Annotated in this window: 27 protein-coding genes; 4 read left to right on the top strand and 23 right to left on the bottom strand. The window is 71.1% G+C overall.

All coding sequences use genetic code 11. The annotated features are described in order from the left end of the window. Position 1 precedes the first annotated feature (1 nt). From tsaE to BLU20_RS11935, 5 genes are read right to left on the bottom strand one after another with little or no spacing between them, the layout of a single operon-like run. Positions 2 to 541 (bottom strand): tRNA (adenosine(37)-N6)-threonylcarbamoyltransferase complex ATPase subunit type 1 TsaE, encoded by a 540-nt coding sequence (gene tsaE, locus BLU20_RS11915; RefSeq protein WP_083372656.1) that lies wholly within the window; start codon positions 539 to 541, stop codon positions 2 to 4. After that, on the bottom strand, positions 538 to 1794 hold the full coding sequence (gene alr / locus BLU20_RS11920; RefSeq protein ID WP_083372657.1) for an alanine racemase: 1257 nt from the start codon (positions 1792 to 1794) through the stop codon (positions 538 to 540). The genes tsaE and alr overlap by 4 nt, the downstream gene beginning before the upstream one ends. Then, on the bottom strand, positions 1791 to 2735 hold the full coding sequence (locus tag BLU20_RS11925) for a pseudouridine synthase (protein WP_083372658.1): 945 nt from the start codon (positions 2733 to 2735) through the stop codon (positions 1791 to 1793). The genes alr and BLU20_RS11925 overlap by 4 nt, the downstream gene beginning before the upstream one ends. Then, positions 2735 to 3454 (bottom strand): nucleoside/nucleotide kinase family protein, encoded by a 720-nt coding sequence (locus BLU20_RS11930; protein WP_197675394.1) that lies wholly within the window; start codon positions 3452 to 3454, stop codon positions 2735 to 2737. The genes BLU20_RS11925 and BLU20_RS11930 overlap by 1 nt, the downstream gene beginning before the upstream one ends. Then, the gene (locus BLU20_RS11935) at positions 3451 to 5220 is read right to left on the bottom strand and encodes a bifunctional ADP-dependent NAD(P)H-hydrate dehydratase/NAD(P)H-hydrate epimerase (RefSeq protein WP_083372659.1); all 1770 of its coding nucleotides are present in this window, start codon (positions 5218 to 5220) and stop codon (positions 3451 to 3453) included. The genes BLU20_RS11930 and BLU20_RS11935 overlap by 4 nt, the downstream gene beginning before the upstream one ends. Before the next feature lie 97 nt (positions 5221 to 5317). Here BLU20_RS11935 and BLU20_RS11940 point away from each other — a divergent pair, with 97 nt between their 5' ends. Then, on the top strand, positions 5318 to 6352 hold the full coding sequence (locus tag BLU20_RS11940; RefSeq protein WP_083372660.1) for an LLM class F420-dependent oxidoreductase: 1035 nt from the start codon (positions 5318 to 5320) through the stop codon (positions 6350 to 6352). 67 nt (positions 6353 to 6419) lie between these two features. Here the strand turns inward: BLU20_RS11940 and BLU20_RS11945 are convergent, their stop codons facing one another. After that, on the bottom strand, positions 6420 to 6770 hold the full coding sequence (locus tag BLU20_RS11945; RefSeq protein ID WP_029252213.1) for a holo-ACP synthase: 351 nt from the start codon (positions 6768 to 6770) through the stop codon (positions 6420 to 6422). A gap of 29 nt (positions 6771 to 6799) precedes the next feature. Next, entirely contained in the window at positions 6800 to 8665 is a 1866-nt protein-coding gene (gene glmS / locus BLU20_RS11950) for a glutamine--fructose-6-phosphate transaminase (isomerizing) (protein ID WP_029252212.1), read from the bottom strand. A gap of 119 nt (positions 8666 to 8784) precedes the next feature. Here glmS and coaA point away from each other — a divergent pair, with 119 nt between their 5' ends. Then, positions 8785 to 9762 carry a type I pantothenate kinase gene (gene coaA, locus BLU20_RS11955; protein WP_052366824.1) on the top strand — a complete coding sequence of 326 codons (978 nt, stop codon included), beginning with the start codon at positions 8785 to 8787 and terminating at the stop codon, positions 9760 to 9762. Here coaA and BLU20_RS11960 read toward each other — a convergent pair. The 8 genes from BLU20_RS11960 to BLU20_RS11995 all read right to left on the bottom strand — a co-directional run bounded on the left by BLU20_RS11960 (position 9759) and on the right by BLU20_RS11995 (position 17171). Then, positions 9759 to 10460 (bottom strand): DedA family protein, encoded by a 702-nt coding sequence (locus tag BLU20_RS11960; protein ID WP_083372661.1) that lies wholly within the window; start codon positions 10458 to 10460, stop codon positions 9759 to 9761. The two genes, coaA and BLU20_RS11960, sit on opposite strands and share 4 nt — an antisense overlap. 45 nt (positions 10461 to 10505) lie before the next feature. Further along, positions 10506 to 11192: a peptide deformylase gene (gene def / locus BLU20_RS11965; protein WP_083372662.1), complete on the bottom strand. Its 687-nt coding sequence runs from the start codon at positions 11190 to 11192 to the stop codon at positions 10506 to 10508. After that, positions 11189 to 12556, bottom strand: coding sequence for a phosphoglucosamine mutase (gene glmM, locus BLU20_RS11970; protein WP_083372663.1), 1368 nt, complete (start codon positions 12554 to 12556; stop codon positions 11189 to 11191). Before glmM ends, def begins: the two co-directional genes overlap by 4 nt. A 180-nt stretch (positions 12557 to 12736) precedes the next feature. Next, positions 12737 to 13219, bottom strand: coding sequence for a 30S ribosomal protein S9 (rpsI, locus tag BLU20_RS11975; RefSeq protein ID WP_029252207.1), 483 nt, complete (start codon positions 13217 to 13219; stop codon positions 12737 to 12739). Positions 13220 to 13257: 38 nt separating this feature from the next. Then, positions 13258 to 13701, bottom strand: coding sequence for a 50S ribosomal protein L13 (gene rplM / locus BLU20_RS11980; protein WP_029252206.1), 444 nt, complete (start codon positions 13699 to 13701; stop codon positions 13258 to 13260). A 203-nt stretch (positions 13702 to 13904) separates the two neighbouring features. After that, the gene (gene trhO, locus BLU20_RS11985; RefSeq protein ID WP_083372664.1) at positions 13905 to 14861 is read right to left on the bottom strand and encodes an oxygen-dependent tRNA uridine(34) hydroxylase TrhO; all 957 of its coding nucleotides are present in this window, start codon (positions 14859 to 14861) and stop codon (positions 13905 to 13907) included. Between the two features lie 78 nt (positions 14862 to 14939). Continuing rightward, entirely contained in the window at positions 14940 to 16649 is a 1710-nt protein-coding gene (locus BLU20_RS11990; RefSeq protein WP_083372665.1) for a hypothetical protein, read from the bottom strand. Between the two features lie 168 nt (positions 16650 to 16817). Further along, positions 16818 to 17171, bottom strand: a complete 354-nt coding sequence (locus tag BLU20_RS11995) for a hypothetical protein (RefSeq protein ID WP_083372666.1) — start codon at positions 17169 to 17171, stop codon at positions 16818 to 16820. Between the two features lie 205 nt (positions 17172 to 17376). Here BLU20_RS11995 and BLU20_RS12000 point away from each other — a divergent pair, with 205 nt between their 5' ends. Then, positions 17377 to 17763 (top strand): DUF5709 domain-containing protein, encoded by a 387-nt coding sequence (locus BLU20_RS12000; RefSeq protein WP_083372667.1) that lies wholly within the window; start codon positions 17377 to 17379, stop codon positions 17761 to 17763. 6 nt (positions 17764 to 17769) lie between these two features. Here BLU20_RS12000 and truA read toward each other — a convergent pair whose 3' ends face one another. Beyond that, positions 17770 to 18639 carry a tRNA pseudouridine(38-40) synthase TruA gene (truA, locus tag BLU20_RS12005; RefSeq protein WP_231959215.1) on the bottom strand — a complete coding sequence of 290 codons (870 nt, stop codon included), beginning with the start codon at positions 18637 to 18639 and terminating at the stop codon, positions 17770 to 17772. A gap of 49 nt (positions 18640 to 18688) precedes the next feature. On the opposite strand from truA, the gene BLU20_RS12010 reads away from it, so the two are divergent. After that, complete coding sequence (locus BLU20_RS12010; protein WP_083372669.1) at positions 18689 to 19450, top strand: ROK family protein; 762 nt, start codon at positions 18689 to 18691, stop codon at positions 19448 to 19450. An 18-nt stretch (positions 19451 to 19468) separates the two neighbouring features. Here the strand turns inward: BLU20_RS12010 and BLU20_RS12015 are convergent, their stop codons facing one another. The 7 genes from BLU20_RS12015 to infA form a co-directional block, all read right to left on the bottom strand. Further along, positions 19469 to 20203: an alpha/beta fold hydrolase gene (locus BLU20_RS12015; RefSeq protein WP_231959216.1), complete on the bottom strand. Its 735-nt coding sequence runs from the start codon at positions 20201 to 20203 to the stop codon at positions 19469 to 19471. Positions 20204 to 20326: 123 nt separating this feature from the next. Continuing rightward, the gene (gene rplQ / locus BLU20_RS12020; RefSeq protein ID WP_029252198.1) at positions 20327 to 20854 is read right to left on the bottom strand and encodes a 50S ribosomal protein L17; all 528 of its coding nucleotides are present in this window, start codon (positions 20852 to 20854) and stop codon (positions 20327 to 20329) included. Between the two features lie 59 nt (positions 20855 to 20913). Next, a complete protein-coding gene (locus BLU20_RS12025) occupies positions 20914 to 21921 on the bottom strand; it encodes a DNA-directed RNA polymerase subunit alpha (protein ID WP_029252197.1) in 1008 nt (335 codons plus the stop codon). A gap of 137 nt (positions 21922 to 22058) precedes the next feature. Then, positions 22059 to 22463 carry a 30S ribosomal protein S11 gene (gene rpsK / locus BLU20_RS12030; RefSeq protein WP_029252196.1) on the bottom strand — a complete coding sequence of 135 codons (405 nt, stop codon included), beginning with the start codon at positions 22461 to 22463 and terminating at the stop codon, positions 22059 to 22061. Between the two features lie 69 nt (positions 22464 to 22532). Then, positions 22533 to 22907 carry a 30S ribosomal protein S13 gene (gene rpsM / locus BLU20_RS12035; RefSeq protein ID WP_029252195.1) on the bottom strand — a complete coding sequence of 125 codons (375 nt, stop codon included), beginning with the start codon at positions 22905 to 22907 and terminating at the stop codon, positions 22533 to 22535. A 180-nt stretch (positions 22908 to 23087) separates the two neighbouring features. After that, positions 23088 to 23201: a 50S ribosomal protein L36 gene (rpmJ, locus tag BLU20_RS12040; RefSeq protein WP_029252194.1), complete on the bottom strand. Its 114-nt coding sequence runs from the start codon at positions 23199 to 23201 to the stop codon at positions 23088 to 23090. A gap of 67 nt (positions 23202 to 23268) precedes the next feature. Next, positions 23269 to 23490: a translation initiation factor IF-1 gene (infA, locus tag BLU20_RS12045; RefSeq protein ID WP_029252193.1), complete on the bottom strand. Its 222-nt coding sequence runs from the start codon at positions 23488 to 23490 to the stop codon at positions 23269 to 23271. Between the last annotated feature and the right edge of the window lie 225 nt (positions 23491 to 23715).

Genomic DNA, 23715 nt, shown 5'->3' on the forward strand with positions numbered 1-23715 from the left:
TCTAGCCTACGGCTGCCGCGAGCGCGGCGAGGTCGGTGTCGGCCCAGCGTGGCCCGACGGCGCGGATCGTCACGCGCCGGACCCCGGCCTCGGGGTCGTGGTCGCCGAGCACGCCGTCGTGCTCCGCCTCGCCCGGGAGGTCGACGAGACCGCCGCGGGGCCGCTCGATGCCGATCTCGAGCCGGTCCTCGGCGAGGGCCTCGGCGAGTCCGCCTCCCCACTCGACGACCGTCACGGACTCCTCGAGCGACGAGTCGAGGTCCAGGGCGTCGAGCTCGTCGAGCCCTCCGAGCCGGTACGCGTCCACGTGCACGAGCGCGGGCCCGTCACCGAGCGACGGATGCTCGCGCGCCACGATGAACGTGGGCGACGCGACCTGCCCGCGGACGCCGAGGCCCGCACCGAGACCCTGCGTGAGCGTCGTCTTGCCCGCGCCCAGGTCACCGGTGAGCACGACGAGGTCACCCGCGCGCACGATCGTGGCGAGCGCCTGACCGAGCGCCCGGGTGCTGGCCGCGTCGGGAAGTTGTAGAACGGTCACGCCTGCTTCTCCTTGCTCTCTGACTCTGCTGCTGCCGCGCCCTGCGCCGACGGCCCGGCGGTCGCCTCGCCGCCGACGTAGACCCGGGGGACGCGGGCGCCGATCCGCGTGACGATCTCGTAGGAGATCGTGCCCGCGGCCTCCGCCCAGTCCTGGGCGGTCGGGAGCCCGTCCGTGTCCGCCCCCGTGCCGGGTCCGAACAGTCGCACGACGTCGCCCGCCTGCTCGGTGGCGTCGGGACCGAGGTCGAGCACGAACTGGTCCATGCACACCCGCCCGGCCACCCGGAGCAGGCGCCCTCCGCCGTCCGCGGTGGCGCCGACGAGCAGCGGGCCGCCCGGCTGCGCCGGCAGGTCCCCCGACGCGTGCCGCGGGACGCCGTCCGAGTACCCCAGCGGGACGACGCCGAGGACCGTGTCCCGGGTGGTCCGGTACCGGTGGCCGTAGGAGACCCCGTGGCCGGCGGCAATCCGCTTGACGTTGGCGAGCTCCGCCTCGACGGTCATGGCGGGGGTGAGGCCGTGGTCGGCCGCCGGACCGAGCTGCGGGACGGGCGTCAGACCGTAGACCGCCAGTCCGGGACGGACCAGGTCGTAGTGCATGCGCGGGGCCGTGAGCGTCGCGGCGGAGTTCGCCAGGTGGCGGACCTCGAGGTGCGCGCCGGCGGCCTCCACGCGGCCCACGACCTCGTCGAAGACCTCGGCCTGCGCCAGCACGGTCGGGTGGTCGGGCTCGTCGGCGAACGCGAAGTGCGACCAGACGCCCACCAGCTCGACCGCACCCTCGCTCTGGGCCCGCAGTGCGTCGGGGAGCAACGCCTCGAGGTCGGTCGGCGTCAGTCCGTTGCGCCCCAGGCCGGTGTCGACCTTGAGGTGCACGCGCGCGACCCGGCCGGTCTCCCGCGCCGCGGCGACGACCTCGGCGAGCGCCCAGCCGGCGTGCACGGAGAGGTCGACGTCCGCCTCGAGCGCTGCAGCCAGCGGCGCACCGGGCGCGTACAGCCACGTCAGGACCCGTGCTGCGGAGGCAGGAACCGCGGCACGCAGCGCGATCGCCTCCGGCACCTGCGCGACGCCGAGCCACCGCGCTCCCCCGGCGATCGCGGCCTGGGCGCTCGGGACGAGCCCGTGGCCGTAGGCGTCCGCCTTCACGACGGCCATCACCTGTGCCGTCGGCGCGTAGTCGGCCAGGGCGCGCACGTTCCCCGCGATGGCATCGAGGTTTACGACGGCACGTGCCGGAAAGGTGCTCACCCGGCTGATTCTGCCACCGGCCAGCGCTCGAGGACGCGACGCGAGACGAAACGTCGCTCGACGCCGGTGAAGGGGTCGGTGAAGCGCAGCTCCCGGGCGAGCAGCTGCAACGGGTCGCGGAAGTCGTCGGGGGCCCGGTGCCGCAGGTCCGGGTAGAAGTCGTCGCCCACGATCGGCACGCCGATCCGCTGCATGTGCAGCCGCAGCTGGTGCGTCTTGCCCGTGTGCGGCTCGAGCCGGTAGAGCCCGAGACCCCGCTCGTGGTCGGCGGCCGTCAGCGAGATCCGCGACTCGGCGTTGGGCTCGCCCTCGACCTCGTACGCGCGCGGCACGCCGCGCTCCTTGAGGATCCGGCTGCGCACCGTCACCGGCAGGTCGACGCCCGCGAGCGGGGCGACCGCCTCGTAGGTCTTGGTCACCTCCCGGCGTGCGAAGAGCGTCTGGTACGCGCCGCGCACCTCGGGGTCGACCGTGAGCACGAGGACGCCGGCGGTGGGCCGGTCGAGCCGGTGCGCGGGCACCAGCGTGGGCAGGTCGAGGTCCCGGCGCAGGCGCACGAGCACGGACTGCGTGACCCAGGCGCCCCGCGGGATGGTCGACAGGAAGTGCGGCTTGTCGACGACGAGCAGGGCGTCGTCACGGTGGAGCACGTCGATCTCGAAGGGCACGTGCGGCTCGTCCGTCGGCGGGTCTCGGTAGACCCAGACGACGGCGCCCGAGGTCGCCGGGGCGTCGGGCGCGACGGGGTGCAGCGCGGCGTCGAGAACCTCTCCCGCCGCGACCTTCTCGACGAGGCGTGCCGCGTCGTCGGGAAACCTGCGGGCGAGGTGGGCGGCGACGGTCGGCTCGTCGTCCGACGGCGCGAGCAGCACCCGGGTGGGGTTCAGCCCCTCCTTGAGGGGTGGGACGGCGGCACGACGGCGACCGGTACGGCGGGCCACTAGCCGTCCAGGCGGACGACGAGGCTCGCCCGCTCGCGGGTCGTCTCGACGAGCCGGGCGTTCTGCTCGTCCGGCCCGAGCGCCTTGGCGGCAGCCGCGGCGGGCGCCAGTCCGTATGCCGCGTGCCGGGCGACGAGCCGGGCGCGGCGCACGTCGTCGGGCACCTCGACGAACCACGACTCGGTGAGCTGGAGCCGAGCCGTCGACCAGCGTCCGGCCACCTCCCCCGGGCCGTCGTCGGAGTCGAGGAGCAGATAGTTGCCCTCGGTCACGACGACGCGCGTCTCCTCCGTGACGGCGATCGCGCCGGCGACGGGCTCCTCGATCTCGCGCCGGAACTCGGGCGCGTAGACCGGCGCCCCGCCCGGGCCGACGGCCCGCGCACGGAGCAGCAGCATGCCGAAACCCTCCGCGTCGAAGGTGTCGGGCGCCCCCTTGCGCTCACGCCGTCCGAGCCGTTCGAGCTCGGCGTCGGCGAGGTGGAAGCCGTCCATCGGGACGACGACGGCGGGGCACCGCTCGCCGCCGTCCACCCCGGCCTGGAGGTGCTCGACGACCTTCTCGGCGAGGGTCGACTTGCCCGACCCCGGCGCGCCGACGAGCCCGATCACGATCCGCACCGGGTCCGTGTCGCCGTCCTCGCGGGCCTGCGCCGACGCGGCCTCCCACAGCATGACCGCCCGGGCCGCGAGCGCCGTCGCCGCGTCCTGCCCGCTCATGCGTCGTTCTCCAGGAGGATCTCGGCGATCACCGAGGAGACGGCGTCGGCCACGTCGAGCGCCGCGACCGGTCCGCCGGGGTTGGCCCGGTCGGCGCAGTGGCCGTGCACGAACGCCCCGGCCGCCGCGAGCCTCGAGGTGAGACCGGGCGTCGCGACCGCCTCGGCCGACCGCGCTGCGAGCAGGGTCCCCAGGATCCCGGTCAGGACGTCGCCCGCGCCGGCGGTCGCCAGCCACGTCGGCGCCTCGGCCTGGGAGAAGACCGCGTCCGGTCCGAAGACGATCGTCACCGAGCCCTTGACGAGCACCGTCGCCCCGGTGAGCTCGTGCGCACGGCGTGCGTGGGCGAGCGGGGCGGCCTCGACGTCCTCGCGGGACGTCCGCTCCCCCAGCGCACGCAGCAGCCGGGCGAGCTCGCCGGCGTGGGGCGTCAGCAGCACGTGCGGGGCGAGCCGGTGCCCGTCCTGCACCACGGTGGCCACGACGTCGAGAGCGCCCGCGTCCGCGACCACCGGCACGGGGTCGATCTCGGTGCCGTCGGGCCCGATGCCGCGCGACTGCTCGAGCGCCTCGCGCACGCGGGCGTGCTGCGCCGCACCGTCGGTCCCGGCGGCGGGCGGCCCGCCGCCGTCGGCGCCGATCCCCGGCAGGCCCGGTCCGACCGCCCATGCCTGGACGCGGCCGGCGGCCGGCACCACCTCGGGGCGCGCCGAGACCACCGTCGAGGCCACGGCCTCCGGGCCGAGGTACCGCACCATCCCGGCGCCCGAGCGGACGGCGGCCGTCGCCGCGAGCACGGCGGCTCCGGGGAAGTGCGAGGTGCCGGCCACGAGACCGACGACGCCCCGGGTGTACTTGTGGTCCCGCACGCCGGGGACGGGCCAGAGCTCCGCGACGTCGGCGGCCCCCATCCGCATCACCGCGGGCACGAGACCCTGGTCCACGATCGGCTGGCTGAGCCCGATGTCGACGAAGTGCACGTCGCCCACCAGGTGCGCCGCCGGCGGCAGCAGCAGCCCGGGCTTGGTCGCCCCGAAGGTCATGGTCACGTCCGCCGGCATCACGGGGCCCGCGACCGTCCCGTCGTCGACGCCGATCCCGCTCGGCAGGTCGACGGCGACCACCCGCGGCCTGCGCCGGCCGGGGCGCGGCCCGAGGATCTGCTCGACCGACGCGCCCTGGATGACGAACCCGGGCCCGGAGTTCGGGCGCTGCGCGGTCAGCTCCTGCGTCAGCTCGCCGGCCGCCGACAGGGCGCGGACGAACTCGGCCGCGATCCCCCGCAGCGGCCCGACGCCGCCGATGCCGACGAGACCGTCGAGGACGAGGTCCGCGGCGAGCACGTCCGCGACGGCCCCCGACCACGCGGGGTCGGTGGGGCCTCCGCAGACGTCGACGACCCGCCCGCCGGCCTCGCGCAGCGCGGCGAGCCCGGCCTCGTGCACCTGGGGGCTCGTGCACACCGCGACGACCTCCGAGGTCGGCAGGTCGGTCTGGCCGACGATCTCGGCGAGGAACGCGCCGTCGTCGCCCGCACGCCCGGCGAGGATCGCCCCGGCGAACAGCGCGTCGCCTCCGTTGGCGCCGGACCCCACGAGCAGAGCGACGCGCGGTGCCGGCTGGTCCGGCTCCTCGTCCCCGGAGAAGAGCACCGGCATCGACGTCGTCGCGAGCGCGATGGCCGCCAGCTCCATCAGGTCGTAGCCCGCGTCGAGCAGGGGCACCTCCGCGGCACGGACGTCGGCGGCGGTCCAGGATTCGATCATGCGGTCCATCCTGCCTGCCCGACGGCCCGACTGCCCAAAGCGCGGTCGCCCCGGGGCGGCGAGGTGCGACGTCGGACGGCCGGAGTAGGTTGGACGCATGCGATTCGGACTCTTCATTCCACAGGGCTGGCGGATGGACCTCGTCGGCATCGAACCGGCCGACCACTGGGAGACGATGCGGTCTCTCGCCCGATACGCCGACACCGCGCTCGCCGGCAGCGGGCTGCCCGGCGACCTCCCGGCTTTCGAGTCGGTCTGGGTGTATGACCACTTCCACACCGTCCCCGAGCCCTCCGAGGAGGCCACGCACGAGGCCTGGACGCTGATGTCCGCGTTCGCCGCCTCGACGGAGCGCGTGCGCCTCGGGCAGATGTGCACGTGCATGGCCTACCGCAACCCGGCCTACCTCGCGAAGGTCGCCTCCACGGTCGACGCGATCTCCGGCGGTCGCACCGAGATGGGGATCGGCGCCGGGTGGTACGAGCACGAGTGGAAGGCGTACGGCTACGGGTTCCCGAACGCCGGGGACCGGCTCAAGGCGCTCGACGAGGGCGTGCAGATCATGTCGCAGATGTGGTCCGAGGGGTCCGCCACGCTGCACGGCTCCTACTACACGGCCGACGGCGCGCTCTGCCGCCCACAGCCGTTGCAGCGGGACGAGGCCGGCCGGCCGACCATCCCGCTCTGGATCGCGGGTGGCGGCGAGAAGCGCACCCTGCGCACCGCCGCGCAGTACGCGCAGTACACCAACTTCTCCGGCATGCCCGAGGAGTTCGCGCACAAGTCCGAGGTGCTGCGCAGCCACTGCCAGGACCTGGGCACCGACTTCGACGCCATCACCCGGTCGGCGAACTTCAACGTCGTCATCGGCGAGACCGAGGAGGTCGTCGCCGAGAAGTTGCGATGGATCGAGGACCACTACCGCCGGGTCTCCCCCGACGCGGCCGACGGCCAGATCGAGTCGTGGCGCAACGGCCCTCTCGTGGGCACACCGGAGCAGGTCGTCACGGCGCTGCGCGAGCTCGAGGAGCTCGGCATGACGTACGCGATCACGTACTTCCTCGACGCCGCCTACGACCGCTCGTCGATCGAGCTCTTCGCCCGCGAGGTCGTGCCCCACTTCCAGCACTGACCCACGACGCACGAGGGCGGGGCATCCGAACGACGTGATGCCCCGCCCTCGGTGTGCCGGGCGACGGTCAGCCCTCGGCGACGACCATGGCGGACGCGATCCCGGCGTCGTGCGAGATCGACAGGTGGAACTTCTGGATCCCGAGCTCCTGCGCCCGCGCGGCGACGGTGCCGGAGATCTCCACCTCCGGGGCCCCGCCCGGCACCCGGTGCACGGTCGCGTCCTGCCAGCTCATCCCGCCGGGGGCGCCGAGCGCCTTTGCGATCGCCTCCTTGGCGGCGAAGCGCGCGGCGATCGACGCCGGCGGGAGGTCCCTCTCGGCCGGGGTGAACAGCTTCTCGCGCAGGCGTGGCGTGCGGTCGAGCGTCTCCATGAACCGGTCCACGTCGACGACGTCCACTCCTACCCCGATGATCACGGGCTCAGCCTAGGCGACCCCCGGTCGGACTACTCGACGGTGACCGACTTGGCGAGGTTGCGCGGCTGGTCGACGTCGAGGCCCTTGGCCGTCGCGAGCGCCATCGCGAAGATCTGCAGCGGGACGGTCGCGAGCAGTGGCTGCATCAGGGTGGGCACCTGCGGGATCCAGAAGATCTCGTCGGCGAAGGCCTTGACGGAGTCGTCGCCGTCCTCGGCGATCACGAGCGTGCGGGCGCCACGGGCGCGGATCTCCTGGATGTTGGAGACCACCTTCGAGTGCAGCGAGTCCCGCCCCCGGGGCGAGGGCACGACGACGAACACGGGCTGGCCCTCGTCGATCAGCGCGATCGGGCCGTGCTTGAGCTCGCCGGCCGCGAAGCCCTCGGCGTGGATGTACGCGAGCTCCTTGAGCTTGAGCGCGCCCTCCATCGCGACGGGGAAGCCGACGTGGCGGCCGAGGAAGAGCACCGAGGAGGCGTCCTTCATCGAACGCGCCGTCGAGCGCACGTACTCGCCGCGCTCGATCACGGTCTGGATCTTGCGCGGCATGTCGCGCAGCTCGTCCATCAGCAGCGCGATCTCGTCCGGGAACTTGTTGCCGCGCAGCTGGGCGAGGTAGAGCCCGAGGACGTAGGCCGCGGTGATCTGCGAGAGGAACGCCTTGGTGGAGGCGACCGCGATCTCAGGGCCCGCGTGCGTGTAGAGCACGGCGTCGGACTCGCGCGGGATCGTCGACCCGTTGGTGTTGACGATCGAGATCACCTTCGCGCCCTGCTCACGGGCGTGCCGCACGGCCATCAGGGTGTCCATGGTCTCGCCGGACTGGGTGATCGCGACGACCAGCGTCTTCTCGTTGACGACCGGGTCGCGGTAGCGGAACTCGTGCGCGAGCTCGACCTCCACGGGGATCCGGCACCAGTGCTCGATCGCGTACTTGGCGACGTGTCCCGCGTAGGCGGCCGTGCCGCAGGCGATGACGACGATCTTGTCGACCGAGCGCAGCACCGCCTCGTCGATCTTGAGGTCGTCGAGGATGAGCCGACCGTCCACGTCCGTGCGGCCGAGCAGCGTGTCGCCGACGGCCTGCGGCTGGTCGTGGATCTCCTTGTCCATGAAGGACTCGAAGCCACCCTTCTCGGCGGCCGCGGCGTCCCAGTCGACGGAGAAGCGCTTCGCCTGGGCGGGCTCGCCGTCGAAGTCCACGACGTCGACCGAGGTCGCCGTGATGGTGACCACCTGGTCCTGGCCGAGCTCGAGCGCCTCGGTGGTGTGCGAGACGAACGCTGCCACGTCGGACCCGAGGAAGTTCTCCCCGTCGCCGAGGCCGACGACCAGCGGCGAGTCGTGGCGGGCGCCGACCACCGTGGCGGGGTCGTCGGCGTGCACGGCGAGGAGTGTGAACGTGCCCTCGAGCCGGCGCGCGACGACGGTCATCGCGACGGTCAGGTCACCGACCTCGCGGAAGGTGCGGGCCAGGAGGTGTGCCGCGACCTCGGTGTCCGTCTGCGAGAGGAACGTGACGCCCTCGGCGGCGAGCTCCTCCTTCAGCGCGGCGAAGTTCTCGACGATGCCGTTGTGGATGACGGCGAGACGCCCGCCGTCGACGACGTGCGGGTGCGCGTTGACGTCCGTCGGCCCCCCATGGGTGGCCCAGCGGGTGTGCCCGATCCCGGCGACGGCCTCGGGCAGCGGGTGTGCTGCGAGCTCGTCGACGAGGTTCACGAGCTTGCCGGACTTCTTGGCCGACGAGACAACCGTCTGGCCGGGCACGGTCAGTGCCACACCCGCGGAGTCGTACCCGCGGTACTCGAGCCGACGGAGGCCTTCAAGGACGACGTCGAGGGGTCGCCCCGACGGCTGGACAGGGCCTGCATACCCCACGATTCCACACATGATTCGAGAGTCTAGCCATCGAAAGCACCTGCTGCGCGCGGCGCAGTTCTGCGGTTTTTTGCGACCTTTCCTGACGAACGCGGGGACGCGGGTGCTCGCAGATCGGGCACAATCGTTGCGTGACCGAAGATCAGCTACCGCGCGTGGACCCGGCACTGACCGGTGAGTCGACGTCGCCGTACGTGGACCTCGACCGCGCCGCATGGAGCCGGCTCTCCTCCTCGACGCCGCTGCCGCTGACGGCCGACGAGGTCGAACGGCTGCGCGGCCTCGGAGATCCCATCGACCTCGCCGAGGCGGACGCCGTCTACCGACCGCTGTCGCGGCTGCTGAACCTGTACGTGCAGGCGTCGGCTGGACTGCACGACGTGACGTCGACGTTCCTGCACGAGCGCCCCGTGCGTACGCCGTACGTGATCGGTGTCGCCGGTTCCGTCGCCGTGGGCAAGTCCACGACGGCTCGGCTGCTGCGCGAGCTCATGGCCCGCTGGCCCGGGACGCCGCGCGTCGAGCTGATCACCACGGACGGGTTCCTCTACCCGAACGCCGAGCTGGAGCGCCGCGGCCTCCTCGGGCGCAAGGGCTTCCCCGAGGCCTACGACCGCCGCGCCCTGATCCGGTTCCTCTCCCGGGTGAAGGCCGGCCAGACCGAGGTGAAGGCACCGGTGTACGACCACCTCACCTACGACATCGTGCCGGGCGAGCGGGCGGTGGTGCACCGCCCCGACGTCCTGATCGTCGAGGGTCTGAACGTCCTGCAGCCGGCGCGCCCGAGCCCGGACGGGACGACCGTGGCGGTCTCGGACTTCTTCGACTTCTCGATCTACGTCGACGCCCGGACCCGGAACATCCGCCAGTGGTACGTCGACCGCTTCCTGTCCCTGCGCAAGACCGCCTTCGCCCAACCGGAGAGCTACTTCCACCGGTACGCCACGCTGAGCGACGCGGAGGCGGAGGAGACGGCGCGTCGGATCTGGGACACGATCAACGCACCCAACCTCGAGCAGAACGTGCTGCCCACCCGCGGGCGGGCGACGCTGCTGCTGACCAAGGGCCACGACCACAAGGTCCAGCGCATCCGCCTGCGAAAGCTCTAGCCCGCGGCGTCGTAGAGGTGCTCGTCCTCCTGTGCCGCGGCGATCTCGGTCGGCAGTGGCTCGAACGGCTCGAGCGCGTGCCCGCGCCCGGACCACCAGACGACGAGACGGTCGACGACGAACCCCATCAGGAGACCGACACCGACACCGACCACCATCGCGAGCAGGGTGTTGTGCCCGAGCCACTGGCCAGCGAGCGTGCCGATGCCGACGGAGAACGACGCCCAGACGATCGCCGCGATGCCGGAGAACGCCATGAAACGGCGCTGCGGAAAACCGACGGCGCCGGCGGACATGTTCACCGCGACGCGGCCGACGGGTACGTAGCGCGCCGCCAGGATGAAGGAGGCCCCGCGGGTGGCCAGGGCGTTCCGCGCCCAGGTGATCGCCTTGAGGCCGCGACCGCTGCGCAGGAACGGGATTCGCTCGGTACCGATGAACCTGCCGATGAGGTAGGCGATCTGGTCGCCCACCCAGGCCCCGAGCGCCGCGACGACGAAGATGATCCAGAGCACCGGGCCCGCACCCGCGGCGGCGGCCACGGAGAGCGTGATGACGACCGACTCGCTCGGCACCGGCGGGAAGAAACCGTCGATCACGGTGAACGTGAAGAGGGTCGGGTAGACCCACAGCGAGGCCGCGATGCCCTGCACCCACACCTCAAGATCCGCCAAGAAGACGTTCAGTGGATCTAGCACGGGCCTCGGCTCCTAGCGCGACGTCAGTGTGCGGACTGCACTAGCCTACGTGCGATCCGCCACAGCGGGCGGTCCGGCGCCTGGTCTTCCTGAGTGGATTCGGTGAAGGTCGAAACCGAGCATCTTCGCCGCGGGAGCCGGGTCCGGGGACGTGCCCCACCAGCGCCCCATCGCCTCGTCGTCCGCCAGGGAGCGCAGCTCTGCACGGTCGATGTACAGCTCCCCGTTGAGGTGGTCTGTCTCGTGCTGGACGATCCGCGCCGACCACCCGGACAGCTCCTCGTCGAGGTTCGTGCCGGTCTCGTCGTGACCGGTCAGCCGGATCGACCGGTGCCGGGCGCGCACCGCACTCCAGCCCCGCACGCTCAGGCAGCCCTCGTAGAACGCGACCTGCTCGTCCGAGGTCGGCTCGTACGCAGGGTTCACGAGCACGCGGTACGGCAGCGCCGACCGCTCCCGCGGGTCGGACTCGTCCGCGCCCGCATCCTCCACGACGGCGAGGGCCAGCGAGATGCCGATCTGCGGAGCGGCGAGCCCCACGCCGGGCGCGGCCCGCATGGTCTCGCGCATGACGACGAGCAGGTCCGGGAGGAGGTCGTCGATCTGTCCGTCGTACGGCATGGCGGGGTGCCGCAGGACCGGGTGGCCCGCCTGGACGATCGGCAGGATCCCGTCGGGCGCTGCCTCCAGCCGGGTCTCGACGTCCTCACGGAGCCGGTCGAGCAGGGTCACAGCGCCAGGCGCGAGCGGACGACGCCCGCGAGCTCGTCGGCGACCGAATCCGCCTGCTTCTGCGTGGCGGCCTCGACCATCACGCGCACGACGGGTTCGGTCCCCGAGGAGCGCAGAAGCACTCGCCCGGTGTCGCCGAGCTGGTTCTCGGCCTCGGCGACGGCGGCGAGCACGCCGGCGTCCTGGCTGACGGCGTGCTTGTCGACGTCCTTGACGTTGACGAGGGTCTGCGGCAGGTGCCCGATCTGCGCGGCGAGGTCGGCCACCCGCCGCCCCGATGCCTTGACGCGGGCTGCCAGGTGCAGCGCCGTGAGGACGCCGTCACCGGTGGTCCCGTGCTCGGACATGATGATGTGCCCGGACTGCTCGCCGCCGAGCGAGTAGCCCGAGGCGCGCATCTCCTCCAGCACGTACCGATCGCCAACACCGGTCTGGACGGTGCCGATGCCGGCGTCCCGCATCGCCAGCACGAGCCCGAGGTTGCTCATCACCGTCACCACGAGCGTGTCGTGGGCCAGGCGCCCCTCGTCCTTCAACCCCATCGCGAGGATGCCCATGAGCTGGTCCCCGTCGACGAGCACGCCCCCGTGGTCGACCGCGAGGCAGCGGTCCGCGTCGCCGTCGAAGGCCACGCCGAAGTCCGCCTCCGACGCGACGACGACGGCCTGGAGCTGCTCGGGGTGCGTCGAGCCGCACTTCTCGTTGATGTTGAGCCCGTCCGGGCTCGCGTTGATCACGACGACGTCCGCACCGGCTGCCCGCAACGCCGCGGGTCCGATGTCGCTCGCCGCACCGTTCGCGCAGTCGACCGCGATCCGCAGGCCGTGCAGCGGCTTGGTGTACTGGTCGGCGCCGATCGTCGAGATCAGGTGCTCGACGTAGGCCTCGCCCGCACGCCCGGCGTCGACGGTGATCCGGCCGACCTCCTCGCCCGTCGGGCGCTCCCACTCCTCGTCGAGGCGAGCGGCGATCTGGTCCTCGACGTCGTCGGCGAGCTTGACGCCCCCGCGGGCGAAGAACTTGATGCCGTTGTCGTGCATCGGGTTGTGCGACGCGGAGATCATGACGCCGAGGTCGATACCGGCGTTCGTGGCGCTGACGTATGCGACACCCGGGGTCGGGAGCACCCCGACGTCGATCACGTCGACGCCCGCGCTCGCCAGGCCCGAGCACACCGCTGCGGAGAGCAGCTCGCCCGAGGCCCGGGGGTCGCGGCCGACGACGGCGCGGGGCCGGTGGGTGCCGAACTCACCACGCGCGCCTAGGACGTGCGCGGCGGCCGCCCCGAGGTCGAGGGCGAGCTCCGCGGTCACGTCCTTGTTCGCGAGTCCACGCACCCCGTCGGTGCCGAATAGGCGAGCCATCAGTCATGCCTCCGTCCGCCGGAACTCTTCCCGGCCTGCTGCGAGAGTAACCGCGCGATCAGATGAGGGCGCGTTCCGGCGTCGTGCCGGAAATGTATGCAACGCGTGCAAAAGCACGTCGAAACGCCGACGGCCCCGACGGACAGTGTCCGTCGGGGCCGTCGGGCCGTAGCGCGTGGATCAGCGCTTCGAGTACTGCGGAGCCTTGCGGGCCTTCTTGAGCCCGGCCTTCTTGCGCTCGACGACGCGTGCGTCACGAGTGAGGAAGCCGGCCTTCTTGAGGGCGGCACGGTTCGACTCTTCGTCGACCTCGTTCAGCGCACGGGCGATGGCGAGACGCAGGGCGCCTGCCTGGCCGGAGATGCCGCCGCCGCTGATGCGGGCGACGACGTCAAACCGGTCCTCGACGCCGACCAGCGTGAAGGGGTCGTTGACGAGCTGCTGGTGCAGCTTGTTGGGGAAGTAGTCCTCGAGCGTGCGCCCGTTGATCTTCCACTGGCCCGTGCCGGGGACGATGCGCACGCGGGCGATCGCCTCCTTGCGGCGTCCGAGGGCCTGCGCCGGAGCGGTGATGCTCTGGCCCTGGCCCGCGGGGGCAGTGGTCTCGGAGGTGTAGTTGCTGGGTGTCTCGTCCAGCGGAGTCTCGACGGTGGTCTCGGCCACGGTTGTGTCCTCGCGTCCTAGGGAGTCTGGGGTGGTCGTTACTGCGCGACCTGGGTGATCTCAAACGGCTTCGGCTGCTGCGCCGCGTGCGGGTGCTCAGTGCCTGCGTAGACCTTGAGCTTTCCGTACTGGGCGTTGCCGAGACGCGTCTTGGGCAGCATTCCCTTGACGGCACGCTCGACAGCGCGCTCCGGGTGCTTCTCGAGCAGCTCTCCGTAAGGAACCGCCTTCAGACCACCGGGGTAGCCCGAGTGGTCGTAGGCAAGCTTCTGCTCGCGCTTGTTGCCGCTGAGGGCGACCTTGTCAGCGTTGATGACGATGACGAAGTCACCACCGTCGACGTGGGGCGCAAACGTCGCCTTGTGCTTGCCGCGCAGGAGCGTGGCAACGTGGCTGGCGAGGCGTCCCAGGACGACGTCGGTCGCGTCGACGATGTACCAGTCTCGCTGGATGTCGCCGGGCTTCGGGGTAAACGTACGCACGGTCGTAGCCTTCGTTTCGTGTCTCGATGTCTTCTTCGGCGCAGAGGACTGCAGCCGACGAGGTCGTCGTCGATGCTCGAACTAACCCGGGCTTCGTCTGCTGGCGAGTGGGGGACGCGCAGTTTGACATCGGTTTCCGAGCGGGAAGCACAACGACTCAACAGAATACCGGGCCAGCGGGCCGGCGGTCAAAAGGTGTTCCGTCACACCGTGGCGTGCAGGGCACCCTCGACCCGCTGCTCCCGGCCTCTCGTCTCGCGGACCGTGCCGCCCGGACGCTCGGTGATGCATGCGTCACACCTGCCCTCACGGTGCGTCGCGGCGCAGTCCTCGCAGCACAGGGTGAGTGTCGAGCAGGACGGGTCGCCGCAGTTCTCGTAGAGCGCCGTGACCGCCTGGCACGCCGCGCAGCGTCCGAGCGGGACCGTCGCCGGACCGAACTCCACGTGCCGCCGGTCGTCGAAGACGTAGAGCGAGCCGTCCCACAGCCCGTCGTCGCCGAACGCCTCCCCGTACCGGACGATCCCGCCGTCGAGCTGGTAGACCTCGGAGAAGCCGCGGTCGACCATCAGCTTGGAGAGCACCTCGCAGCGCACGCCGCCGGTGCAGTACGTGACCACGGGCCGGTCCTTGAGCTCGTCATATGCCCCGGAGTCGAGCACGTCGACGAAGTCGCGCGTCGTCGCCACGTCCGGGACGACGGCGTCCCGGAACCGGCCGATCTCTGCCTCGAACGCGTTGCGCCCGTCGAACATCACGACGTCGTCCCCGCGCCGTGCGACGAGGTCGTTCAGCTCTTGGGGGGACAGCCTGGCCCCGCCGCCCTGGACACCGTCGGTGCCCATCTGCAGCGCCTCGGGAGCACCGAAGGCGACGAGCTCGGGGCGAACCTTCACGGACAGCCGCGGGAAGTCGGCACCGGACCCGTCGGACCACTTGACGTCGATGTTCTCGAAGCCCGGGTACGTCCGCGTGGTCTTCACGTACTGCTTGAGGTTCTCGACGGTCCCCTCGAGCGTGGCGTTGATGCCGTGCTCTGCGACGATCACGCGGCCGCGCAGGTCCCAACGCTCCGCCAGGGCCCGCTGCCAGAGCTGGACGGCGCGCGGGTCTGCCAGGGGTGCGAACCCGTAGAAGAGCACGATCTTGTGGACTGCCATGGATCAATCGTAGGCGCACCGGAGCCGGCCCCTCACGGTCGAGAGGCCGGCTCCGGCGGGTGCTACGCGGTGCGGGTGCTACGCGCGCCGGCGACGCGCGATCAGCACGGCTGCCGTGCCTCCACCGATCAGGCCGAGGGCGACCAGCGCCCACACGAGCGCGTCAGCACCGGTCTCGGCGAGCCCGTCCTCGGGCGGCACCGAGGCACCGAGAACCTCGGTGTCGTCCGCGTCGTCCGTCGGCTCGACGGTCGCTGGGGCGCTCGTCGTCGGCTCGGCGGTCGTGGGGGTGGTGGTCGGCTCGGTGGTCGGTTCAACGACGGTCGGCTCCGCCGCGCACTCCGGAGTTGCCTCCGGGTAGCTGACGTCGACGGTGAGGGACGGGTTGACGTCGATGGTCACGTGCGTGAGGTCACGCGCCCAGGCGTAGTTGCCCGTCGTCTCGGCCCACGTGCCGTCGGCGTCCTGCTCCCAGCCCGGCCAACCGTTGGCGCTGCCCTCGGAGTCCACGCTGGCGCCGGGCCACAGCACCGAGCCCGACGCGGAGAGGTTCTCGTCCAGCTGGATGGTCTCGACGACGTTCTCCTCGCCCTCCGGCGCGACGAACGTGATCGTCCCGGTCTTGTCGCCCGTGTACTGGTCGTCGGGGTCGTCCACGACGACGGTGTACTCGAGCCACGGCGCGTCGGCGACGCAGGTGCCGGTGGCGACCGATCCCGCGAGGGTCGGCTCGGTCGGGCACACCTGGTCGAGGTTCGGGACCCCGTCGACGGTCTGCGTGAGCACGCCCTCGACGTCCGTGGCCTCCCAGCCGTTGCCGGGGACCGCCTTGAACGAGTCCTGGACGGTCGCCGTCGCAACACGGGTGTCGGTGTCGAACGTGTAGACGAAGGCGTCGGTGTCCGGCAGGACGACGCCGGGCATCTCGGCGGCGCAGTCGGCGATCTGCGGGGCCACGGGCGTGGCCTCGGCCCGCGTGTCGCAATCGACCAGCGAAGGCTCCGTGAGCGTCAGCGTGAGGTCGCCCAGGTCGTGGTCCTTCTTGTCACCCGCACGGTCGTACCAGAGGACGTCCAGCGTGATATCTCCGTAGGCCGGAGCCAGGTCGATGTCTGCGAGCGCCTGCTCGTAGGTGAACGTCCCGTCCGGGATGTCCTCCGCACGGATCCGCAGGTCTCCGAGGACCAGGCGCGTGTCCGTCGCCAGGTCGGTGAACGTCACCTCGTTCGAGAGCGACTCACAGCTCGGAGGCGCGACCGACACGGTCGGCGCCGCCGGCAGCTCCGAGCCGCACTCGGGAACCTCGACGAGCTCCTCCAGGTCCCAGTGGTCCGCGTCGACGATCGGCGGCCACCCGATGTTGTCCTTCGGGAACGTGATGTTGGCGGGGAAGGTGAAGTCCTCGCCGTCAGCCTTGTGCAGGTCGACGACGTCCTGCTGGACGCCCCACCCGGCTCCGCAGATCTCGCCGACTCCTTCGACGTCGTCGAGCAGCGCGGCGTCGAGCGTCGTCCTGAAGTCCTTGCCCTCCCACGTCGTCACGAGGTACTGCTTGCCCGAGTTCTTCCAGGCGGCCCGCTTGCCCTCGTCGATCTTCTTGTAGAAGTAGAGCGCGGTCTCGAAGTTCTCGGCGGACGCCGTCGTCGCGGGGTGTCCGGCCGAGACGGTGGCGGCGGGCACGGACGGGGCGGCAGACTCGACGACGGCGGCGGACGCAGGTCCGCCCAGCGTGAGCGCCGTCGCGACGGCAATGGCGGTGGGCAGGACGAGTCGGCGCAGGCTGCGCACGGCGGCTCCTTGGTCTGGGTGCCGGGGTCCCCGGCGCGGGTCGCGCACCGGTCCCCCGTGCTAGCCCTCCCTCGGACCCCCGACGCGCACGGCTGACGCTAACAACGCATTCGTCCCAGATGAAGACCTCTCGGGCGAAATCACCCGCCAGTTGCCGATTCGTGACATTCAGCCGATGACATAGCCCTCCGAGACGAGCACCTGGTAGTGCGAGACGTCCTTGCCGCTCGAGTGCGTGATCGTGAGCGAGTCGACCCCGTCGTCGAGGTAGTTGACCTCCTGCCCCCCGCCGGACCTGCCCTTGCTCGACCCAGCCTTCACGCAGTACCCGACGATCACGAGGCCGTCCGGAGCGTCGACCTGCACGCCCTGATGGTTGCCGCTGACGTCGACCTTTTCCATCCAGCCCTCGCCGTCGTACCGACAGATGTCCGGGTTGCCCTTCGCGGTCGCGGCACCCGCCCCCGCGGCGACCAGTGCGAGCGCTGCCACTCCTGCAGAGATGCTTCGTACGATGCGCATGGGAATGCTCCTTCGTCGACAGGCCGGTTCGACGTCGAGCCGGCGCCTCCGTGGCGTCTCTCGCCACAGCGCCCCCGCATCTCCAGCCTATGGGTCTGTGACCTGCACCACAGTTCGAGAGCGGGTGAAATCATGGCCCGGAGACCTTCACCGACCGATCGCTCCTCCGCGCGCGAGCGCGAGTGCGAGGTGCGACCGTAGATCCATGAGCAACGACACCCCCGGCACCAGCCCGGGCCCCGAGACAGCCGGCGAGGGCGACGAGAACCAGCTGACCCAGGAGGACACACTCCTGGACCGCGGCGTCGACGACCTTCTTGACGAGGGCTACTCCCCGCCCGAGCGCGACCGTTCCAACCACTACGGCGAGACCGCGTGGGAGGAGGCGACCGGCGAGGGGCTCGACCGTCGTCTCGCCGAGGAGGTGCCCGACGACGACGGCGATGCCCCCGTCGACACCACCCGGTCCGGCCGCCTGGTCGAGCACGACGACGGCGACCGCGGCACGGATCTCTACGCCACCGACGCAGGCATCGACGGTGCGGGCGCCAGCGCCGAGGAGGCGTCCGTCCACATCGTCGACGAGATCTGAGTCGAGCTACCGCTCGACCTCCTCGTCCATCCGGCGCGCGCGCACCCGCTCCGCCCGCGCCGCCAGCTCGTCGTCGGCCGGGTAGGACACCGACTCGAGCACGAGCGCGTGGCCCGGGACGACGGCCGCCGCGTTGGTCCGCGAGCGCTCCGCCAGCAGGCGCTCGGGAAACTCCACCGGACGCCGCCCCTCCCCCACCGCGAGCGACGCGCCGACCAGAGCCCTGACCATGTTGTGGCAGAACGCGTCGGCACGGACGTGCGCCACGACCAGCCCTCGGTCAGGCCCGTCAGCCGGACGCTCCCACGCCATCTGAGCGAGCTCGCGGATCGTCGTCGCCCCCGGCCGTGGCTTGCAGTACGACGCGAAGTCGTGCAGCCCCCGCAGCGGCTGCATCGCGGCGTGCATCGCCGTGACGTCGAGGGGCTTGCGGTTCCACAGCACCCAGCCGCGACGGAGCGGGTCGCGCAGCGCGGGGTCGTCCGCGATCCGATAGGTGTAGCTGCGGCTCAGCGCCGAGAAGCGGGCGTCGAACCCGGCCGGGGCCCGGCCCGCACGGAGGACGACGACGTCGCTCGCCAGGACACCGCCCAGTCGCGCCACGAGCGCCGGGCCCGGCGCACGGTCCGAGCGCCCGGGAAGCGCCTCCCACTGCTCGGTGGTGAGGTCGACATGAACGACCTGCCCGCGGGCGTGGACCCCCGCGTCCGTGCGACCCGCCACGGTCACGCGCACCTCGTCGGTCCGCAGGATCGTCGCGAGCCCACGCTCGAGCTCCCCCTGCACGGTCCGCAGATCGGGCTGCGTGGCCCACCCGGAGAACCCCCCGCCGTCGTACGCCACGTCGAGCCGCACCCGCACCTTGTCGTCGTTCACAGGCCCACGGTAGCCCGCGCCGTCGCGCTCCCGTGGATAGGCTGCCCGCATGGGTGGACCACGCACGCTCTCCGTCGACTGCGGCGGTGGCGGCATCAAGGCCAACGTCCTCGACGCGGCCGGGACGGCCCACGCCCGCGCGGTCCGCGTGCCCACGCCGTACCCGCTCCCGCCGGAGCTCTTCGTCGAGACGATCGCCGAGATCGCCGACGGGCTCCCGCCCGCCGACCGCGCGACCGTCGGCATGCCGGGGATGCTGCGCCACGGCGTCGTCGTCCACACCCCGCACTACGTGACACGCAGCGGGCCGCGGAGCCGCGTCGACCCCGACCTGGTCGCCTCGTGGACGAATCTCAACATGCGTGAGGCGCTGAGCTCGCGCCTGCAGGTCCCGACGGTCGTCGTCAACGACGCCGAGCTGCACGGCGCCGGGGTGGTCGCCGGCAGCGGCGTCGAGCTCGTCCTGACACTCGGCACGGGGCTCGGCTCCGCCCTGTTCGACGGCGGCCGGCTCGCCCCGCACCTCGAGTGGTCACGTGCGCCGATCCGCCGCGGGACCACCTATGACGAGTACATCGGCGAGCCCGAGCGACGACGGCTCGGCAACGCGCTGTGGTCGCGGCGCGTGGTATCCGTCGTCGACGGTCTGCGGCCCGTCTTCCACTGGGACCGGCTCTACCTGGGCGGCGGGAACTCGCGTGCCGTCTCGGCGAGCGCGGTGAACCGACTCGGCGACGACGTCGTCGTCGTGCCCAACTCCGCGGCCCTGATCGGCGGGGCACGGGTCTGGGACCTGCCCGACGCGGGGTGAGACCGTGCTGCCAGCCTCCTACGGACTGGCGACGACGTCGCTCCAGGCCTCCAGCAGAACGCGGTTGAACGCGACCGGACGGTCCAGGTTCACCAGGTGCTTCGCCTCGCGCACGTGCACGAGCCGCGCCTGCGCCCCGGAGTCCCGGGCTGCCCGCAGGTACGCGCGTTCACCCGTGCGGAAGTGGTCCCAGGTCCCGTTCACGATCCAGACGGGCGACGTCGCGGCATCGAGCGAGTCCAGCGGCCGCACCCGGGCCATCTCCTCGACGATCTGACTCATCACGCGCAGCGCGAAGCCGTCCCCCTCGAGATGCGGGAGCCCGTCCGCGGGGACGGTCGCCCGCACGACCGCCGAGTTCAGCGCCGCACCCGAGTCGGGCCAGGACTCGATCCACCGGGCGAGGACCTCCCACCCTGCGCGCAGGGGCGTCCGCGGGTCGGTGCTGCAGCTCACCGCCATGAGTCCGGCCGACTGCTCCGGGTGGCGCGCCCGGTGCTCGATGCCCACGTACCCACCCACCGAGAGGCCGACGACGAGCGCCCGGCCGCCAACGTCGTCCACGGCCGCCCGGACCGTCTCGACCGCGCCGTCGAGGGTGAAGGGCTCGTCCTCACGCACCCCGTGCCCCGGGAGCGTCGGGACGGCCACCGTGGCACCCAGGCGCTCGAGCGCGTCGACCTGCGTGCGCCACATGCTCGGCGACGTCCGTGACGCATGGACGAGAACCACGGGGACGGGTGCGGCGTTCACCCCGTCACCGTATCGCCGGACCGCGTGCGAGGAGAGGCGAGGAGACGCAAACGAGGGCCCGGCCGAGAGGTCGTCTCGGCCAGGCCCTCGTACGATCAACCCCCGGTGGTACCGGGGAGGTGATCAGTCCTCCTTGGCGGAGGAGTCCTTCTCGGCGGGTGCCTCGGCGGCGTCCTCGGCCGGAGCCTCGGTGGTCTCCTCGACAGGAGCCTCCTCGGCCTTCTTCGACTTCTTCTTGGCGTCCTTCTCGGCGGCCTTCTCGGCCTCCTTCACGACTGCCTGCTTCGGGCTCACGGGCTCGGTCACGAGCTCGATGACCGCCATGGGCGCGTTGTCGCCCTTGCGGTTGCCGACCTTCGTGATGCGCGTGTAGCCGCCCTGACGCTCGGCCATCGTCGGCGCGATCTCGGTGAAGAGAGTGTGCACGACACCCTTGTCACGGATGACCGTCATGACGCGACGACGCGCGTGCAGGTCGCCACGCTTCGCGAAGGTGATCAGACGCTCGGCCAGCGGACGGAGGCGCTTGGCCTTCGTCACGGTGGTCGTGATGCGGCCGTGCTCGAACAGCTGCGTGGCCAGGTTCGCGAGGATCAGACGCTCGTGAGCCGGACCGCCGCCGAGCCGGGGACCCTTGGTGGGTGTAGGCATGGTGGTTCTCCTTGAGGTGCGGGGTCACGGGGTCCCGGGAGACCGGACCCCGCAGTTCGTCAGTAGTTCTGCTCGACCGTGCCGTCGTCGTCCGACTCGTAGTAGTCGGCCGTCGAGGGGTCGAAGTCGAGCGGCGAATCCTTGAGAGCAAGGCCAAGCTCCTGGAGCTTCTCCTTGACCTCGGTGATCGACTTCGCACCGAAGTTGCGGATGTCCAGCAGGTCGGCCTCGCTGCGAGCAACAAGCTCGCCGACCTGGTGGATACCCTCACGCTTGAGGCAGTTGTACGAGCGGATCGTGAGGTTGAGCTCCTCGATCGGCAGCGCCAGGTCCGCAGCAAGTGCTGCGTCCGTCGGCGACGGGCCGATCTCGATGCCCTCGGCCTCGACGTTCAGCTCGCGGGCCAGCCCGAAGAGCTCGACCAGCGTCTTGCCCGCGGACGCGAGAGCGTCGCGGGGCGAGATCGCCGACTTCGTCTCGACGTCGACGACCAGCTTGTCGAAGTCGGTCCGCTGCTCGACACGCGTGGCCTCGACCTTGTACGTGACCTTCAGGACCGGCGAGTAGATCGAGTCGACCGGAACCCGGCCGATCTCCGCGTCGTACATCTTGTTCTGGTTCGCGGAGACGTAGCCACGGCCACGCTCGACGGTCAGCTCGACCTCAAGCTTGCCCTTGTCGTTCAGCGTGGCGATCTCGAGCTCGGGGTTGTGGACCTCGACGCCTGCCGGCGGGACGATGTCAGCGGCCGTAGCCACACCCGGGCCCTGCTTGCGCAGGTACATCACGACGGGCTCGTCGTTCTCCGAGGAGACGACGAGGTTCTTGATGTTGAGGATGATCTCGGTGACGTCTTCCTTGACACCCTGAACGGTGGTGAACTCGTGGAGAACACCGTCGATCCGGATCGAGGTCACCGCTGCGCCCGGGATGGACGACAGCAGCGTGCGACGCAGCGAGTTGCCAAGCGTGTACCCGAAGCCCGGCTCAAGCGGCTCGATGGAGAAGCGTGAGCGGTCCTCCGAGATGACCTCTTCGGTCAACGTGGGGCGCTGTGCGATCAGCAAGGTTTCGTTCCTCTCAGTGTGCGTCCGCTATTTGACGCATCACGGGTGACGCGGGTCGCCCGGGGGTCTCGGTCCACCCGTCGGGCGTGGGCCGCCGTCGTCCGCCCCGTCAGGGGCGGACGACGGCGAACGCGTCGTCAGACGCGGCGACGCTTGGGCGGACGGCAGCCGTTGTGGGCCTGCGGCGTCACGTCCTGGATCGAACCGACCTCGAGGCCGGCACCCTGCAGGGAGCGGATCGCGGTCTCGCGGCCCGAGCCCGGGCCCTTCACGAAGACGTCGACCTTCTTGACGCCGTGGTCGGCGGCCTTGCGGGCGACGGCCTCGGCGGCCATGCCGGCAGCGTAGGGCGTCGACTTGCGGGAGCCCTTGAAGCCGACGTCGCCGCCGGAAGCCCACGCGATGACCGCGCCGGTCGGGTCCGTGATCGAGATGATCGTGTTGTTGAAGGTGCTCTTGATGTGCGCCTGGCCGAGCGGGACGTTCTTCTTGTCCTTACGACGCGGCTTGCGGCCTGCGGCCGCGCGAGTCTTGGGAGGCATAACTGTGAGTTCTCCTGGTGTGAGGTCGTCGGACCGGGGCGGACCTCAGGGGTCCGCGCCACGGGCTGCTTAGCGGGCCTTCTTCTTACCGGCCACGGTGCGCTTGGGGCCCTTGCGGGTACGCGCGTTGGTCTTGGTGCGCTGACCGCGCACCGGGAGGCCGCGGCGGTGACGCAGACCCTCGTACGACCCGATCTCCACCTTGCGGCGGATGTCGGCAGCGACCTCACGGCGGAGGTCACCCTCGAGCTGGTAGTTGCCCTCGAGGTGGTCGCGGAGCGCGACGAGCTCGGTGTCACCGAGGTCCTTCACGCGGACGTTGGGGTCGATACCCGTGGCTGCCAGCGTCTGCTGGGCGCGGGTACGGCCGACGCCGTAGATGTAGGTGAGCGCGATCTCGAGCCGCTTTTCGCGGGGGAGATCGACGCCGACAAGACGTGCCATGCCTTCCGGCTCCTGTACTTCGTTCGGAGGTCTACCGCATCATCCTCCCGCTGCTTGCGGGCCCCGGCCTCCGAGCCGAGGGTTCCCCGCCGCCCGAGGGCGGTGGTTCGTGACGATGCGCTGATGACGGCCGGAGCCGTCAGATGCCCGGGCCGAGGCCCGACATCACACGCCGGGACTTCAGCCCTGGCGCTGCTTGTGCCGCAGGTTGTCGCAGATGACCATGACGACACCGTGGCGACGAATCACCTTGCAGTTGTCGCAGATCTTCTTGACGCTCGGCTTGACCTTCATGATGTTCCTCCGCCGCCGTGGTCACCCCGGTCCCCCAGGGTTGAGACGGCGCTCGATCGAGTGGTGGTTACTTGTAGCGGTAGACGATCCGGCCGCGGGACAGGTCGTAGGGAGTCAGCTCCACCACGACCCGGTCCTCGGGAAGGATCCGGATGTAGTGCTGCCGCATCTTCCCCGAGATGTGTGCAAGAACCTTGTGACCGTTGGCCAGCTCCACGCGGAACATCGCGTTCGGCAGGGCCTCGATCACGCTGCCCTCGATCTCGATGACACCGTCCTTCTTTGCCATGTCCTCCGCTAACTCTCGTCTGCTCGGTCCCCACGCCGAGGAACCCGACTTGGCGGGAACGTTGGCGTGGATGTTGTGCGCGTAGTCCGCAAGGCCCGATCGACAGCCTGCAAGAGGTCTCGACAGTGGAACTCAAAGAACGGACTACACCCGACGGACCATCGTACTCTATTCAGCCACGACGCGAAACCGCCGCCCGGAACGGCTCCGGGCGGCGGCCTCACC

Origin of the sequence: Paraoerskovia marina (genome assembly GCF_900105445.1) — a bacterium.
Lineage (GTDB): Bacteria > Actinomycetota > Actinomycetes > Actinomycetales > Cellulomonadaceae > Paraoerskovia > Paraoerskovia marina.